Genomic DNA, 14,445 nt, shown 5'->3' with positions numbered 1-14,445 from the left:
AGGACATGCCCCTATGGCGCGGCCTCCAGCCGAGGTGCAGGCGTTTCACATGGCGGCCTATATCATGCCGAAACCGCAATAGCACCCTGGTTTTCGGCTCTGTGTTCGACCCAGACATGGACCGGTTCGTCTCGGCCGCGGATGCTCACCGGTCCATGATCGCGCGCATTCAACTGTGTCGTGGGCGATTCCGCCTTCGCGGCCTCAATCAGTCGTGACCCAAAGCAAATATTCGCCTGAAGCTCACGGCAGAGCGACTGCAAACGGCTGGCGACGTTGACGGTGTCGCCCACCACCGCGAAAGACAGATTGCGCTCGCTGCCGACCGCGCCGATGACCACTGCGCCATATTGTGCACCGATCCGAACGTCCAGCGGCGGGTATCCCCTGGACACCCGCTGTACATTCCAGTCTTCGAGAGCGGCGACCATCGCTTCAGCGCACTGGATGGCCCGAGTCGCATCGTCATGGCTGGCTTGCGGAACCCCGAATGTCGCCATGATGCAATCGCCGATATAGTTATCGACGGTGCCATGGTGGTCGAAAACGACCTGTTCCATACGACGGTGGAACTGACGCAGAAGTTCGAACACTGCTTCGGCCGGATGATCCTCGGAATAGTGTGTGAAACCGACGATGTCGGCGAACAGCACCGCGATATCCTGCCGGCGGACCGGGCCGAAGGGCTCGTCATCGGTGGCGAGCTGGTCGACGACATTGGGCGAAAAATGCCGGGCGAGATTGGCGCGGGCGCGCTCTGCCTTGACATAGTCTTCCGACAGATGTCGGGAACGAAAGACGACCAGCGCCATGATCGCGCCGATAATCAGCACAACCAACACGTTGGTCGCCTGCGCAAATGTATCGACGAAATTGGGGTTGAGATAGAGGTTCAGTTGCTCTGTCATCGGCAGCGAATAGAGGTTCGTCGCCGGAATGACGGTTCCCGGATGAGAAATCACCCATCCCACCCCGATCGCCCATGTCAAGGCAGCGAGCGCGCCGAGATAGAGCGCCAATCGTGTCGAAAGGGTCAGCGCGCCAAGGCATACGAAAATCAGCAGGAATTTGAAGCTGCCCTCGCGCAGTTGCATCGCGGCCGGCGCGACCTCCAGGGAAAATGGGTTGGGCGTTACCAGCAGAACGGTTAAAAGAATGATGTCCAGCGTACCGACGAGGTAACCGATCCACCATCGCGCCGTGCGACGGCGCGCAAAGAGAAACTGGATCAGGCCGACGAGCTGGAACAGCACGAGGCCCGCCAGCACGAAGAGCAGCGAAGCATCCCAGCGACTGATCAATGAAAAGAAGCAGGAGATCGCAGCGAGCGATGCCGTACGCGCCCAGAACTGCAATGCAGCACCCTGGCGTTCTGCGCGCGCCCGCAAATTTTTCAGGCGCGAATAGCGGCGAAGTTCAAGTGTTGGCGCGGTCGGCATAGGATCACTTCGATTTCACGGGGACGTGTCACGCATTCGGCAAACCCGCCCTCTACAGTCTGGCAAATCAGTGCGCGAACTCTATCATGAATGTGATTTGATTTTTGAAACGCGGCTGCAAAGAGCAAAAATGTCCGGACAAAAGATCATGGTGAAAACCGAAGCAGGACAGGCGGAGACTTCCCTGTTCAGGTCACCAAAAAACCGCAGTGCCCGGCGTCATTCTCTACATGGATGCGTTCGGCCCGCCGTGTTGGTGCCAGATCTGTTCTGTCCCAACGCGCCCTATCCTGCTCGGGATAATTGGCCGTGTCAGGCCGGTAACGGGCGGCGTCCCTTTGCAGGAGTGGCGGGCCGATCGAACGCGCCGGCATCGCGCGGGTGCGGGCCGATCGGCATGATCGCCGGAAACGGCGTTGCGCCAAACGCAAACGTCCATTTGTAGCCGACCAGCCCCTCCTCCGGCGTGGTGTGCTGGTCGTGATGGGCAAGCAATTTGGCGCGGTCCGCCAGATCCTCCGCCTCGCGCCGCACCATCTCCGCCGTCTCCGGCCGCATCCGCCTGGAGAAGCTGACGAAGGTCGCTTCCTTGTCGATATGGGTGATGGCCCAGCCGATGAAATTCTTGTTGGTCATCTCGAACAGGGGCCGCAGTGGCCCTTCGAAATTCCACTGGATCGGCGTCTCGACCAACAATCGCGCCGTCAGACCCCGGCCGAGCGCGATCAGGCCGAGCTCCTCCAGATCGCGAAGATAGAGGAACATCGATGCCTCGCTCAGGCCTTGCGAGCGCATGATGCCTTCGGGGGTGAATTTCTCCGACAGCATGACGAAGATGAACAGCAGCGCCGGCCTGCCGGCGAGCTTACGCTCGATTTCCGGCGCGATGTGGTTGACCGGCCCCGGCCCGCGGTTCATCGAACCGAGCACGTTTTCCAGTTCGACCCCGGCAGCCGTACAAATCTCCATCAGCCGGTCGAGCTTGCAGTTGCGCTCGTGGAAGATGCGCTTTACCGTCGGCTCGGAAACGCCCATGCGTTCGGCAAGCTGGCGATAGGTGACGCCTTTCGCCTTCAGCGTCCGTTTCAGCGCCTCGAAGATCAGACCGTTCATCGGATGCACCTCTTGCCGGCAGTTTGGTATCGACTTTCGATACTAGCGGTAATCGGCCTTTTCGGAAAGTATCGAAAACCATAGCTCTTCCCCGTCATAACAGGAGAGCACTCATGAACCGCTTCATCCCCTCAGCCCTTTTCGCAATCATCGGCATCGCGGCGGCGCCTGCTGCCCAGGCGGGCGAACTCTGGCGCGCGACTGGCCTCGAACAGCCGGAATCGGCTCTGTTCGACGCCACCAACAACCGCATCATCGTCTCCAACATCGTCGGCAATTCCGGCGATGCCGACGGCAACGGCTATCTGTCGGTGCTGTCCATCGACGGCAAGACGGTCACCCAGCACTGGACCGACGGCATGGACGCACCCAAGGGCATGGCGATATCGGGTGGCAAGCTCTATGTCGCCGACATCACGAAGGTTCGCGTCGTCGATCTCGCCAGCGGCAAACTGGTTTCCAGCATCACGGTGCCGAACGCGGTCTTCCTCAACGACATGACATCAGACCAATCCGGCAAGGTCTATGTCACCGACATGCTGGCCGACGCCATCTACCGCATCGACGGCGACCGGTCGGAACTGTTCATCAAGGGCGCGATGCTGGCTTCGCCCAACGGCGTCTTCGCCGATGGCGACCGGCTGATCGTTGCCTCCTGGGGCAAGGGCATCAAGCCCGACTTCAGCACGGCGGAGCCGGGCGGACTGCTGTCGGTCGATCTCGCTAGCAAGGTGGTTTCGCCATTGCCAGGTGCGCAGAAATTCGCCGACCTCGACGGCGTCATCGCCATCGGCGATACCATCTACGCCACCGCCTACATGACCGGCACGCTCTACCGCTATCATGCCGGCGCCGCGCCGGAAGCGGTGGCGCATTTCAAGCCGGGCAGCGCCGACATCGGCACCGACGGCAAGTCGATCCTCTATGTGCCGCTGATGAACGAGGGCGAAGTGGCCGCGCTGACACTCGACTGAGAACTGTCTCCCGACATTGTTAGCCGGCTCTCTAGCGTCGTGACCCGCCCCTTCGCTGGGATGCCCCTCTGGAAGGCCCGCTCTATCTGTTGTTTGAGCATGATCTTTTCCGAAAACCGGGACCCATTTTTTGCTTCGCTGACCTTCGGTTCGGGATCACGCTCCAGGCCAGCGTATGGTGCGCCGGCCGGCGGCGAAGGAGATTCAATATGGACGACAGGGAGATACTAGCGGCTCTGGATCGCCACTGGGCCGCCTCCGATGCGAGTGATTTCGAGGCGGAGCACCAGATCTACCGGGAGGATGCGGTGCTCGACTATCCGCAGTCGGGCGAGCGCATCCGCGGGCGGCGAAACATTCAGTCGTCTCGCGCCGCGCAGCCGAACCGGAAGCGCTTCACGGTGCGGCGGATCATCGGGGCGGGCGACCTCTGGGTCACTGAATATGTCCTGGCCTATGACGGGCGGCCGTCTTACACCGTGAGCATCATGGAGTTCCTCGATGGCAAGGTGGCCCGCGAGACCCAGTATTTCGGCGAACCGTTCGAGCCGGGGCTTTCGCGCGCGCAATGGGCAGAGCGGATCCCGTGAACCGCTACAAGGATGATCATCCGCCGCTCGCTCGCGCGGAGCTGCCGGCGGATACGGCCGCTCTCGCCCGCTATCTCATTGGCAAGGTGGTGGTGCGCGAGTTGCCGGAAGGCGTCGCCAGCGGCCGCATTGTCGAGACCGAGGCCTATGTCGTCGGCGACGCCGCCGGGCATGGCTACCGGGGGATGACCCCGCGCAACCGATCGCTGTTTCTCGAGCGCGGGCACGCCTATGTCTATCTCGCCTACGGCATCTCCACCATGCTGAATGTCTCGAGCGAGATGCAAGGGATCGGAACCGGCGTCCTGATCCGGGCACTCGAGCCGCTAGAAGGCATTTCGATCATGCGCCTCAATCGCGGCGTCGAGCGCCTACGCGACCTGGCACGGGGACCGGGAAGGCTCGCGGCGGCGCTGCGGATTGATCGTTCGCTGGACGGGCTCAATCTTTGCCGAGAAGGTTCTTTGTGGCTTGCACGCGACGGCCACGAACCCGGCGAAATCGGGCATAGCATCAGGATCGGCATTTCGAAGGATGCGGACCGCCTGCTGCGGTTTTATGTCAGGGAGAGTCCGTTCGTCAGCGGTCCAAGATCGCTCAGCCAATAAGAGACGGCCACAGTCGCCTCCTCCCTTGAAAGGCAGGCAGGACCCGAAGCCCCGTTTGCGCTGTTGGCGAACGCACCGGGCCGCAAAATCCTGCGCTCCGGATTGGACCGCCATATCGACGGGGCTGCCATCTGGTCCTGCCGTTCGCTCTGAGATATCCGGCTGCACATGAGTGACGCCGTGAAGACATCCAGCCTGACCGGCGCCGTTTCGCCGATGACCCCGGTGCTCGTATGCGCCTTCGCGATCTTCCTGCTGTCGGGGATGGATGCGGCGATGAAGACCCTGGTTATCGCCGTCGGCGTCTACAACACGGTGCTGTGGCGCAGCATGGTCGCGACTGTCGTCGCCGGAGCAGCCTGGTCGGCGGGGTCGCGCTCAAAGCCAACCGTTGCGGTGCTGCGGCTGCATGCGCTGCGTGCCGCTGTCGTCGGCATCGTCCTGATATGCTTCTTTTGGGGCCTCGCCAGGCTACCGCTGGCGGAGGCGATCGGGCTCAGCTTCATCGCGCCCTTGTTCGCCCTCTTCCTCGCCGCATTGTTGCTCGGCGAACGAATCCGGCGGCAGGCCATTTGGGCATCGCTGGCCGGCATTGCCGGCGTCGCGATCATCATGGCCGGCCAGTTCGGCCAGGCAGCCTATTCGCACGATGCCATGCTTGGCACGGCAGCGGTGCTCGTATCGACGGTGTTCTACGGCTACAATCTGATCCTGGCCCGGCAACAGGCGCAGTTGGCCAAACCAATCGAGATCATGCTGTTCCAGAACCTTTGCGTGGCCATCCTCCTCGGCCTCGCCGCGCCGTGGCTCGCCGTTGCGCTGCCGACCAATCTTTGGCTTCCCCTGGCCGGGGTGACGGTGCTGTCGCTTGCCGGGCAATTCCTGATGAGCTGGTCCTACGCCCGCGCCGAAGCGCAATATCTGATCCCGACGGAATACTCGGCCTTCATCTGGGCGATCGCGCTTGGCTGGTTCTTCTTCGGCGAGGAGGCCACCTGGACCACGCTGACCGGAGCATGCCTGATCGTCGCCGGCTGCCTGATCGCGGCGCGCGCGAACCCGAAGCTTGCCGAGCCGATCGAGGCGACAGTGTGAGGAAGCGCGTCTTCTCGCGTTCCCGGCCCTAAGCGGCCATGCGTTCTTGCATGGCCGACGGGCGCAACCAGGGGCGGAGCGGTCTGCTCTCCACGACCAAAAGCGAAGCTGCGCCAGGGTAAGACGCCACTTGGATCATCGCCAACCTTACCTCATCGACATCAGATCCGTCATGAGGCCGACCCTGACGATGAACTTTGGCGCAGGGGACTCCGGATAGCCGATGTCCTTTAACTGATCAGGCGTCAGGTCTTTTATCGCCCTGCGCGCTGCAATGGTTCGCTGCCACGCCGTGAAGGCGGCGACCACCGTTGCCACGCTTTTCGACGTTACCCCAGGCAACCGACGTTTCGATGTGCGGGTCTCGGCGCGAGCTTGCGTGTGAGTCATTTTACTCTCCCGTTTCAGATTACCATCGTAGCTTGTCGCACGGGCGCTTTGCGGCTGTTCAGTCGGGCGTGAACCGCGGAGGAAAGCACGGGGGGCTGCCGTTAAATCCGCGTTAAATCGGCTGCCGAAGATGCTATTGTGCTGCCAGCGCATTCGAAATCTGGAGAGGGCTCGTGCGCATTCGGTTGCTTGGCGGTCTCGAAGTGACTTCCGGAGAGGGCCGGCCCGCCCGCTTCGCAACGCGCAAATCCGCACTTCTTTTTGCCGCTCTGGTCCTGGCGGGTCGTCGCGGCCACCATCGCGAGCAACTTTCTGAAGGGTTCTGGCCAGGACGAGGCGACGCGCAGGCGCGCAACAGTCTGCGCCAGGCCTTGGCCGATATCAGGCGATGGTTTCCCGCCGGCGGCGACGCAGCCATCTATATCGAGGGGGATCAGGAGACGGTGGCGCTGACAGCCAGTCAGGACGACGCGGATATTTGGCTCTTTGAGCGGAAGCTCGCCGAAAGCGCGACGGCGGACCTCGCCTTCGCCGCCGACCTCTACCGTGGCGATGTCCTGGCCGGTGAGGCCATTCCGGACGGTCTGGATGAATGGTTCAGCCCGTATCAGATCAGATACCGGCAGAAAGCGCTGCAATTGGTGGAGCGCCTGAGCCTGGCACAGCCTGAAGCCGGATCCGCGGATCAAGCGGCTTGCGAAGGGCTCGCGGAAAGGCTGCTCGCCTCGGATCCGACCGCGGAGCCAGCACATCGAGCTCTCATGCGAATCCACGCTGCCAGAGGTCATGAAAATGCGGCCTTGCGCCAGTTCGAGTCCTGCCGCGTGCTGCTGAAGAAGCATCTGAACGTGCAACCCGAGGCAGAGACGCACTCATTGGCGGCGTCTCTGCAAACGCGGAGCGGAAATCGACAGGCCGCGTCGGCGCTCGACACCGCCCAGCCGCCTCAGCCTGCCACCAAACCGGCGAGGCCGCATGACCAGCCGTCTGTGGCGGTGATGCCCTTCGACAACCTTGGTGGAGCGGACGACGAGTATTTTGCCGACGGCGTTGTCGAGGAGATCACTGCCGCGCTCTCCCGCATCCGCGATTTCTTCGTTATCGCGCGCCAGTCTGCTTTCACTTACAGGGGCCGCTTCGTCGACGTGCGCGAGGTCGGCAGGGAACTCGGCGTCGCTTACGTGGTCGAAGGCACTGTTCGGCGGGGCGGCGACCGGCTGCGCATTTCCGTGCAACTGGTCGATGCCGAAACGCGGGCGCAACTGTGGTCCGAGCGCTACGAGGGTGCGACGGAGGACGTGTTCGAGTTCCAGGACAGGATTGCCGCGCAGGTGGCCGGCGCCATCCATCCGGCCATCCGCGGCGCCGAGATCGAGCTGGCCAAGCGCAAGCCGCCAACCAGCCTGCGGGCCTATGATCTCGTCATGCGCGCCTATCCGAACCTTTGGGGCCGCCGCAAGGACACCAACAACCAGGCGATAGAGCTGCTGCAAAAGGCGATAGCGATCGATCCGGCCTATGGTCGCGCGCATGCGCTTTTGGCATGGTGCCACGCCTCGAAGGCCGCGTATCTGTGGACCGATCAGCCGGAGAACGAGCTGGAAAAGGCGCGCGCGACGGTTGAGGCTGCGGGCTCGATCAGCGACGATCCAACCGCGTTGACCGCCGCCGGCTCGGCCATGAGCATGTGCGGCGACCAGGAGCGCGCCACCACCTTTATCGAGAAGGCTCTCAAGCTTGATCCAAACAATGCGTGGGCATGGGCACGCCATGGCTGGATCGCGATCTACAAGGGCGAAGTCGCTCACGCGCCCGAACGGTTCCAACAGGCGATGACACTGAGCCCAATGGATCCGCTCACATTCAACATGAGGCTGGGAATGGCCACCGCCATGGCCAAGACAGGTTCTCTTTCCCAGGCCGCCGCCATCGCCCGTGAGGTCATCGCCGCCCATCCAGACATCATCATGTCCTATCGATACCTCGCCGCCTGGTCGGCGATGGACGGAGACCTCGAGACCGCACGATGGGCCGCGCAAAAGCTCCTCGCCGCCCAGCCGGGCTTCACGATCGAGCGATATCGGTCGTTACCTTTCTTCCGACACATGCCGGAGTGGGCGGATCAGGTGGCCGAAGCTCTGAGGGTGGCGGGATTGCCCGAACGCTGACCAATGCATAATCGCGGGGTTTCGCATCGTCTGCTTTTGGCGCACGCCGACCTCCAGCGCGGTCGCATACGACGTCAGCTTTCAGGAAGCCGCAAAGCGGATCTGTACGGCCGATATCGGGACTCGCCAACTTCACACGACGAAACGGTGTCCCCACGAGTCGGTGGAATGCCGTTTTCTGCATTGGCAGACGTCAGCCCAGAAGGTTGCGCACTGTCCGCATGAACACCTTCGATCCAATCGGGATCAGGTCGTCCGGGAAGTCATAGTCCGGATTGTGCAGCGCCGGGTGCCGCTCGCCGGCGCCAAGGAAGAACATCGCCGATGCTGCCTTGTGGCCGAACACGCCGAAATCTTCCGAGGCGCGCATCGGCAGGTTTTCTTCTCCGTGCGAGACGCCCTCTTCATCGAGAGCTTGCCGCAGATGCTCCACCGCCTCCGGTGCGTTGACGCTGGCAACGAACACCTCATGATAGTCGTACCGGGGCGACAAACGATGCTCGGCGGCGATTCGTGTGACCAGAGCTTCCGCTGCGGCGCACAGGGTGGCCATGCGGTCGTCGCGCCGGGTGCGCAGCGTCGCCCAGATCTCGGCATGGCCGGGCGCGATGCCGAACACGGCTTCGCCCATCTCGACATGGGTGACAGTGACCATGCTGAATTCGTCGTCGGCAAAGGTTCCGCGCCCGAGCGCCGGCAAGGCCGGCATCAGTTGGCTGATTGCCATCATGGGCGAAACGCCGGTCTCGGGCATGGACGAATGCGCGGTCTTCCCCTCCAGCACGATGCGCATGCCGCGTGAGGCACAGTTCACCACGCCCGGTTTGAGCCGGACCTCGCCGAGCGGCACGCCCGGCAGATTGTGCAATGAGAACGCGAAATCCGGCGCAATCGCGCCGAAGCGCGGGTCGGCGACGACGCCGGCCGCGCCATTGCCGGTTTCTTCCGCCGGCTGGAACATCAGCACGACACGGCCGCGAGCGGGCCTCTCGCGCCCCAACTGACGGCCAAGTGCTGCCAGGATCGCAGTGTGTCCGTCATGGCCACACATATGCGACTTGCCTGGCACCAGCGATGAATGTGGCGCGTCCGAAAGTTCGTGGATCGGCAGCGCATCGAGTTCCGAGCGGAACAACACCGTTGGTCCCGCCTTGCCGCTTTCGTAGACCGCTGCCACGCCGTGTCCGCCCAATCCGGTCAGCACCTCGTCCGGCCCTGTATCGGCGAGGAAGTCGACGACCTCTTCCGCGGTCTTTTCCTCCTCATTCGAGATTTCCGGATGCTGGTGCAGTTGGCGTCGCCACGCCGTGAGCTCGACAAGGTCTCGATTGGTCAGGGTCACGTTTTCCGTCTCCACTTGCGCTGAATTCTGCATAACACACGCAGCGAAACTTCCGCCAAACGCCGGAAGCGGTCAATCCGGAGCGAGTTCTGGCCGGAGCGAGTTCTGGAATGACCGCAATTGGGTCGGAAGCGGACTTGCGGATTCGAGGCCTGGAATGTGAGAAGCGGACATTCAGGCGCCCCATGCAGCGACGTGAACTGACTCACAGCCTTTGCCACGCCGATTTGGCCGCTCTTAAGCGAACCGGAACCGGCATCTCTGACCCAAAGACGACCTCAGTTGCTCAGGGCTAACGGGCCGGCTTGGTCCGTCGGCCATTGGTTACGACTGGCTCAAGCCGCCTTGATCTTCATCTCTTCTTCGCCGCGCACCATTTTGGTCACAGCTGCGAAGTCGAGCTTGCCGGAGCCGAGGACTGGCACTTTCGCAACGACGCGCACTTCGGCCGGCACCATCAGGTCCATGCCGCCGTTGGCTTTGGCGAAGGCCAGAAATTCGGCGCGCGTGGCGTTGGCGGCCTCGGTGATGAGGATCAGCTTTTCGCCCTTGCGCGCATCCGGCATGGCGGCGACCGCCGAGAGCGAGCCTTTCCACAATTCGCCCGCCAGCGCCTCGATGGCGGCCAGCGATATCATCTCGCCGCCGATCTTGGCGAAACGCTTGGCGCGGCCGCGAATGGTGATGAAGCCAGCGTCGTCGACGGCGACGACGTCGCCGGTGTCATGCCAGCCGTTTTCAAGCGGTTCGAGCACGCCGGGCTTCTCGGCCCTGAGATAGCCGGCCATGACATTGGGCCCGCGCACGAAAAGCCGTCCGCCATCCTCGACGCCGGGAACCGGATCCAGGCGATACTCCATGCCGGGCATGATTTTGCCGACGCTGCCGGAGCGGTTGTACATCGGCGTGTTGATTGAGATCACCGGCGCGGTTTCGGTCACGCCATAGCCCTCGAGGATACGCAGGCCGAACTTCTCCATGTAGGTCTGGCGCGTTGAAGGCTTGACCGGCTCTGCGCCGGCAAAACAATAGCGCACCGAGCGGAAGTCGTAAGGGTGCGCGGTGCGCGCATAGCCGGCGAGGAACGTGTCGGTACCAAAGATGATGGTCGCGTTCGACGCGTAAATCAGTTCAGGCACGATGCGGTAGTGCAGCGGCGAGGGGTAGAAGTAGATCGGCACGCCGGAGATCAGCGGCAGTACCGTGCCCGCCGTCATGCCGAAGGAATGGAAGATCGGCAGCACGTTGAAGACCTTGTCGCCGGCATGGAAGTCGATGCGCGACGCGGCCTGGGCGGCGTTGGCCAGGATGTTTCGGTGGGTCAGCACCACACCCTTCGGTGTGCCTTCAGAGCCTGACGTGAACAGGATCACGGCCGGGTCCGTGGATTTGCGGGCAACGCGCGGCGTGCTTTTGCGCAAGAGGCCGAGCAGCTTGTCCTTGAGGCCGATAGTGGCGCGCAGGTCATCGAGCCAAACGATGCTCACCGAGCGGCCGAGCTCTTCGACGACGGCGCCGAGCTTGGCCTGTTCGATGAAGGCGCGCGACGTGAGCACGGTGCGCACCTCGGCGGCCTTGCAGGCGGAGAGGATGTTGGCCGCGCCGGCGGTGAAGTTCATCATCGCCGGAACCTTGCCGGCCGACATGACACCGAGCAGGGTCGCGCAGGAGCCGTTGGCGTTGGGCAGCATGATGCCGAGCGTCTGCTGACCGGCATAAAGCGTCTCGAATTTCTCACCGAGCACTGCGGCAGCGGTCAGCAGCTTGCCATAGCTCAGCGAACCGGTGACCGGGTCCTGAACGGCGAGCTGCTTCATGCCACGTTCGTTCGCCGTCTCAATGATCTTCTCCAGCACGGTCTTGTCGATGTCCTGCGTGCGAAAGACGAGGTCCGACATCACCTGATAGAGGGCGGCGCCCGCCGCGGCGCGACGCTTGCGGCCCTTAAGCTCCTGCGGCACTTCGAGCTTGACCGGTTCCAGGATGGTCACCTTGACCTTCGGGAACAGGCGGCGGCGCACATGCAGCGAGGTCAGCCGCGAAAAATAGCTCTTCTCCAGCCCGTCGATGCGCACCGGCACGACCATCGAACCAGTCTTGTCGGCAACCATGGCGGCGCCGTCATAGACCTTCATCAGGCCGCCGGTGACGGTGATGCGGCCTTCCGGGAAGATGACCAGCGGATCGCCACCTTGCACGATCTTGATCAGCGTGCGGGTCGACATCGGCTTGGCCGGGTTGAGCGGCAGCGCGCGGGCGAGTTTCATGAATGGCTTCATCCACCAGGCCTGGGCGATGGTGTAGTCAATGGCGAAGACCGGCTCCTCATCGGTCAGCGTCAGCGCCAGCGGACCGTCTAGGAAGCTGACATGGTTGAGCGCCAGGATCGGCGCCGGGCCGGCCGCCTTGAGGTTTTCCATCCCCTCGACTTCGAGGCGATGGAAGGCGCGGAACAGGATGGAGACGAAATCGCGGAAAGCGTTCGTCGGCAGGTATTTCAGCATCAGCCAGGCGGCGACGGCGTTGAACGCGGCGAGGCCGAACAGGATGCCTCCAGTGGAGACGCCGGCTGCCTGAATCGCGGCGACGAGCACGCCGCCGACCGTCATAAAGCCTGCATTGACGATGCTCACGGCGGCGACGACGCGAGCGCGGCGCTCTTCGGGCGACCAGGCTTGCACGGCGGCGAAGGTCGGCACCACAAGGAAGGCGCTGGCAATGGCCATGCCGGCGAGGTCGATCGCAACATGGATCGTGTTTGGCCCGGCGAAGAACATGGCAAGGCTTTCGGCCCTGGGCGAAGGCTGCATGCTCCAGATGGTCCAGGCCAGGTCCAGTCCGAACACCGCAAGCAGCGCCGTGCCGACCGGTGCAGGCAAGAGCACGATACGTCCCTGCGACATCCACGCGGCAATGGCGGAGCCAATGGCGATCGAGACGGCGAACACGGCGAGATAGACGGTGACCGCCATCTCGTTGCCGCCGAGCGAATCCTTGACCAAGGTAGGCAGGATCGAAAGGACGATGGCTCCGATCAGCCAGAACCACGACGTCATCAGTCCGGCGCGCCAGATTCGTTTGTCGGCACGCAATCCGTTGACCTGGCGCCACGTCGATCGAAAGATGTTCCTGTCTATAGCGAGGTTAGGGGCGGCAGAACCGGTTGACGGGATGTAACGGCTGACAACCCAGCAACTGACGGCGAGGATCATCATTATCGGCCCGAAAACCGAGACGCTTATGCCATCGGCCGAGACGACGCCGCCGGCGATGGTGCCGCCGAGGATGGCGGCGAAGGTCGCCGATTCGATCCAGGCATTGGCGCCGGGCAATTCCTTGCGCTCGAGATGATCCGGCAGGATGCCGTATTTGATCGGTCCGAACAGTGCCGAGATGATGCCGAACATCAACAACGCCACCATCAGCACCGGGATCGACGACAGCGCGATGCCGACGACAGCAACAGCAGCAGCGGCGATCTCGGTGAATTTCAGCCGACGGGCGATGAGGGCCTTGTCGAACCGGTCGGCGATCTCGCCACCGAGGGCGGACAAGAGCAGGAAGGGAGCCATGAAGACGGCACCCGCCAGGGTGACCAGTGACGCCGCCTTGTCCGCCGCCAGGGTGAACAGAATAAGGAACACCAGCGTGTTCTTGAGGAAATTGTCGTTGAAGGCGGACAGGAATTGCGTCCAGAAGAGAGGCGCAAAGCGCCGTGACGTCATCAGATGGCTGTTCGCATGATTGTTCGGGGCGATGTCCATAGCGGCGACTTCCATCGGGTTAGACCGTTGAAATCCTGGTCGGATCGATCCAGTGGTCTTGCGCGGTTTGAGCCTTGTTGTAGCGGGAACGCGGTTACACTTCGTTACTGCGGCTGACGTCCATCGGCAGCTTCTCGGTCTGGCAACTTCCAGCCGGTTGATGGAGCGGCTTGCTTCTTCCACGTCACGCAGCGCCTTGGTGATGGTGATCGAGGTATGCACCAGCATAGTCGCGGCCATCGCATAGAGCCCCTTGGCGGCGAATCATGCCTCCATGAAGTAGATGCCGTCCACCCTCATCGAGGCAGCGATGGCGAAACTGTCCATGGTCAACGTTTTCCAGGCGCTTGAGTTCTTGGGCGCGTAGCTGTTGGTGATCATTCGATATGATCTTTTCGTTTCAAGGTTAAGTCGGGTCGGTGTTGGTCTGTTTCAGGCCGGATACAATCAAGCCGGCTTGCCAATCGTTTTCGCCAGCCGTTCGAGCACGGCGGCGGCGCGCTGCAGCCGGCGGTCGCCAACCAGCTTGAGGCGCAAAGCCGTTGTTGACGCGACCCCAAGTCCGGTTCCGAATGTCGTCGCGAACATCGTCGTGACCCCACCCCTTGCAGACGGTCAGACTAGTTCTGAGCAAGAGCCGACTGAAAGTCTTTGGTGTTGTTGCGATTGGGATAGGACTGGTCCGGTACTGGCACGCCAAGATGCAGGCAGAGCGGCTCCCATCCGTCGCCCAGATTGTGGACCAGCAGCCGACCCGGCGGTACTGTCGCAATGACCGCCCTTACATTGGCTTCGTAGACGCCTATGGCGTTGGCGCGATCGTGCGGCCGGCCGCCGAAGACCTGCCTGGAGATCAAGGCAAGACCCAGCGACTCCTGATCCGTGCTCTGGCTGATGCCTGCCAGGATCGTGTTCTCGAAGCTTTTCCACCAGCTTTCCGGCGATCGGTATGTCAGGATAAC

The 14,445-nt window shown here is 62.5% G+C and carries 12 protein-coding genes; 5 read left to right on the top strand and 7 right to left on the bottom strand.

The window, feature by feature from the left end; translation table 11 throughout:
• Window positions 1–62: 62 nt before the first annotated feature.
• Together ACFFNA_RS11795 and relB are read right to left on the bottom strand one after the other, a co-directional pair.
• On the bottom strand, window positions 63–1,439 hold the full coding sequence (locus ACFFNA_RS11795) for an adenylate/guanylate cyclase domain-containing protein (RefSeq protein WP_111547757.1): 1,377 nt from the start codon (window positions 1,437–1,439) through the stop codon (window positions 63–65).
• Between the two features lie 312 nt (window positions 1,440–1,751).
• Window positions 1,752–2,552, bottom strand: coding sequence for a type II toxin-antitoxin system RelB family anti-toxin (gene relB / locus ACFFNA_RS11790; protein ID WP_378918352.1), 801 nt, complete (start codon window positions 2,550–2,552; stop codon window positions 1,752–1,754).
• Between the two features lie 113 nt (window positions 2,553–2,665).
• On the opposite strand from relB, the gene ACFFNA_RS11785 reads away from it, so the two are divergent.
• The 4 genes from ACFFNA_RS11785 to ACFFNA_RS11770 all read left to right on the top strand — a co-directional run bounded on the left by ACFFNA_RS11785 (window position 2,666) and on the right by ACFFNA_RS11770 (window position 5,819).
• Complete coding sequence (locus tag ACFFNA_RS11785; RefSeq protein WP_378918350.1) at window positions 2,666–3,526, top strand: SMP-30/gluconolactonase/LRE family protein; 861 nt, start codon at window positions 2,666–2,668, stop codon at window positions 3,524–3,526.
• 209 nt (window positions 3,527–3,735) lie between these two features.
• Window positions 3,736–4,116: a nuclear transport factor 2 family protein gene (locus ACFFNA_RS11780; protein WP_378918348.1), complete on the top strand. Its 381-nt coding sequence runs from the start codon at window positions 3,736–3,738 to the stop codon at window positions 4,114–4,116.
• A complete protein-coding gene (locus tag ACFFNA_RS11775; protein ID WP_378918346.1) occupies window positions 4,095–4,724 on the top strand; it encodes a DNA-3-methyladenine glycosylase in 630 nt (209 codons plus the stop codon). The genes ACFFNA_RS11780 and ACFFNA_RS11775 overlap by 22 nt, the downstream gene beginning before the upstream one ends.
• A 168-nt stretch (window positions 4,725–4,892) precedes the next feature.
• Window positions 4,893–5,819, top strand: coding sequence for a DMT family transporter (locus tag ACFFNA_RS11770; RefSeq protein ID WP_378918344.1), 927 nt, complete (start codon window positions 4,893–4,895; stop codon window positions 5,817–5,819).
• 147 nt (window positions 5,820–5,966) lie between these two features.
• Here the strand turns inward: ACFFNA_RS11770 and ACFFNA_RS11765 are convergent, their stop codons facing one another.
• The gene (locus ACFFNA_RS11765; protein WP_378918342.1) at window positions 5,967–6,209 is read right to left on the bottom strand and encodes a DUF1127 domain-containing protein; all 243 of its coding nucleotides are present in this window, start codon (window positions 6,207–6,209) and stop codon (window positions 5,967–5,969) included.
• Between the two features lie 173 nt (window positions 6,210–6,382).
• Here ACFFNA_RS11765 and ACFFNA_RS11760 point away from each other — a divergent pair, with 173 nt between their 5' ends.
• Complete coding sequence (locus tag ACFFNA_RS11760) at window positions 6,383–8,377, top strand: BTAD domain-containing putative transcriptional regulator (protein WP_378918340.1); 1,995 nt, start codon at window positions 6,383–6,385, stop codon at window positions 8,375–8,377.
• A 193-nt stretch (window positions 8,378–8,570) separates the two neighbouring features.
• On the opposite strand, the gene ACFFNA_RS11755 is transcribed toward ACFFNA_RS11760, so the two are convergent.
• From ACFFNA_RS11755 to ACFFNA_RS11740, 4 genes are all read right to left on the bottom strand, one after another.
• A complete protein-coding gene (locus tag ACFFNA_RS11755) occupies window positions 8,571–9,719 on the bottom strand; it encodes an amidohydrolase (protein WP_378918338.1) in 1,149 nt (382 codons plus the stop codon).
• A 335-nt stretch (window positions 9,720–10,054) separates the two neighbouring features.
• On the bottom strand, window positions 10,055–13,483 hold the full coding sequence (locus tag ACFFNA_RS11750; protein WP_378918336.1) for an acyl-[ACP]--phospholipid O-acyltransferase: 3,429 nt from the start codon (window positions 13,481–13,483) through the stop codon (window positions 10,055–10,057).
• Window positions 13,484–13,930: 447 nt separating this feature from the next.
• Complete coding sequence (locus ACFFNA_RS11745; RefSeq protein ID WP_378918334.1) at window positions 13,931–14,071, bottom strand: hypothetical protein; 141 nt, start codon at window positions 14,069–14,071, stop codon at window positions 13,931–13,933.
• Between the two features lie 32 nt (window positions 14,072–14,103).
• Window positions 14,104–14,445 (bottom strand): sulfotransferase family protein (locus tag ACFFNA_RS11740; protein ID WP_378918332.1); only part of this gene is annotated, 342 nt, incomplete at its 5' end.

The sequence above is a fragment of the Mesorhizobium kowhaii genome, assembly GCF_042431665.1.
GTDB classification, from domain to species: domain Bacteria; phylum Pseudomonadota; class Alphaproteobacteria; order Rhizobiales; family Rhizobiaceae; genus Mesorhizobium; species Mesorhizobium kowhaii.
Note: the sequence above shows the minus strand (reverse complement) of the source record. Positions and strands in the feature narration are given on the sequence as shown.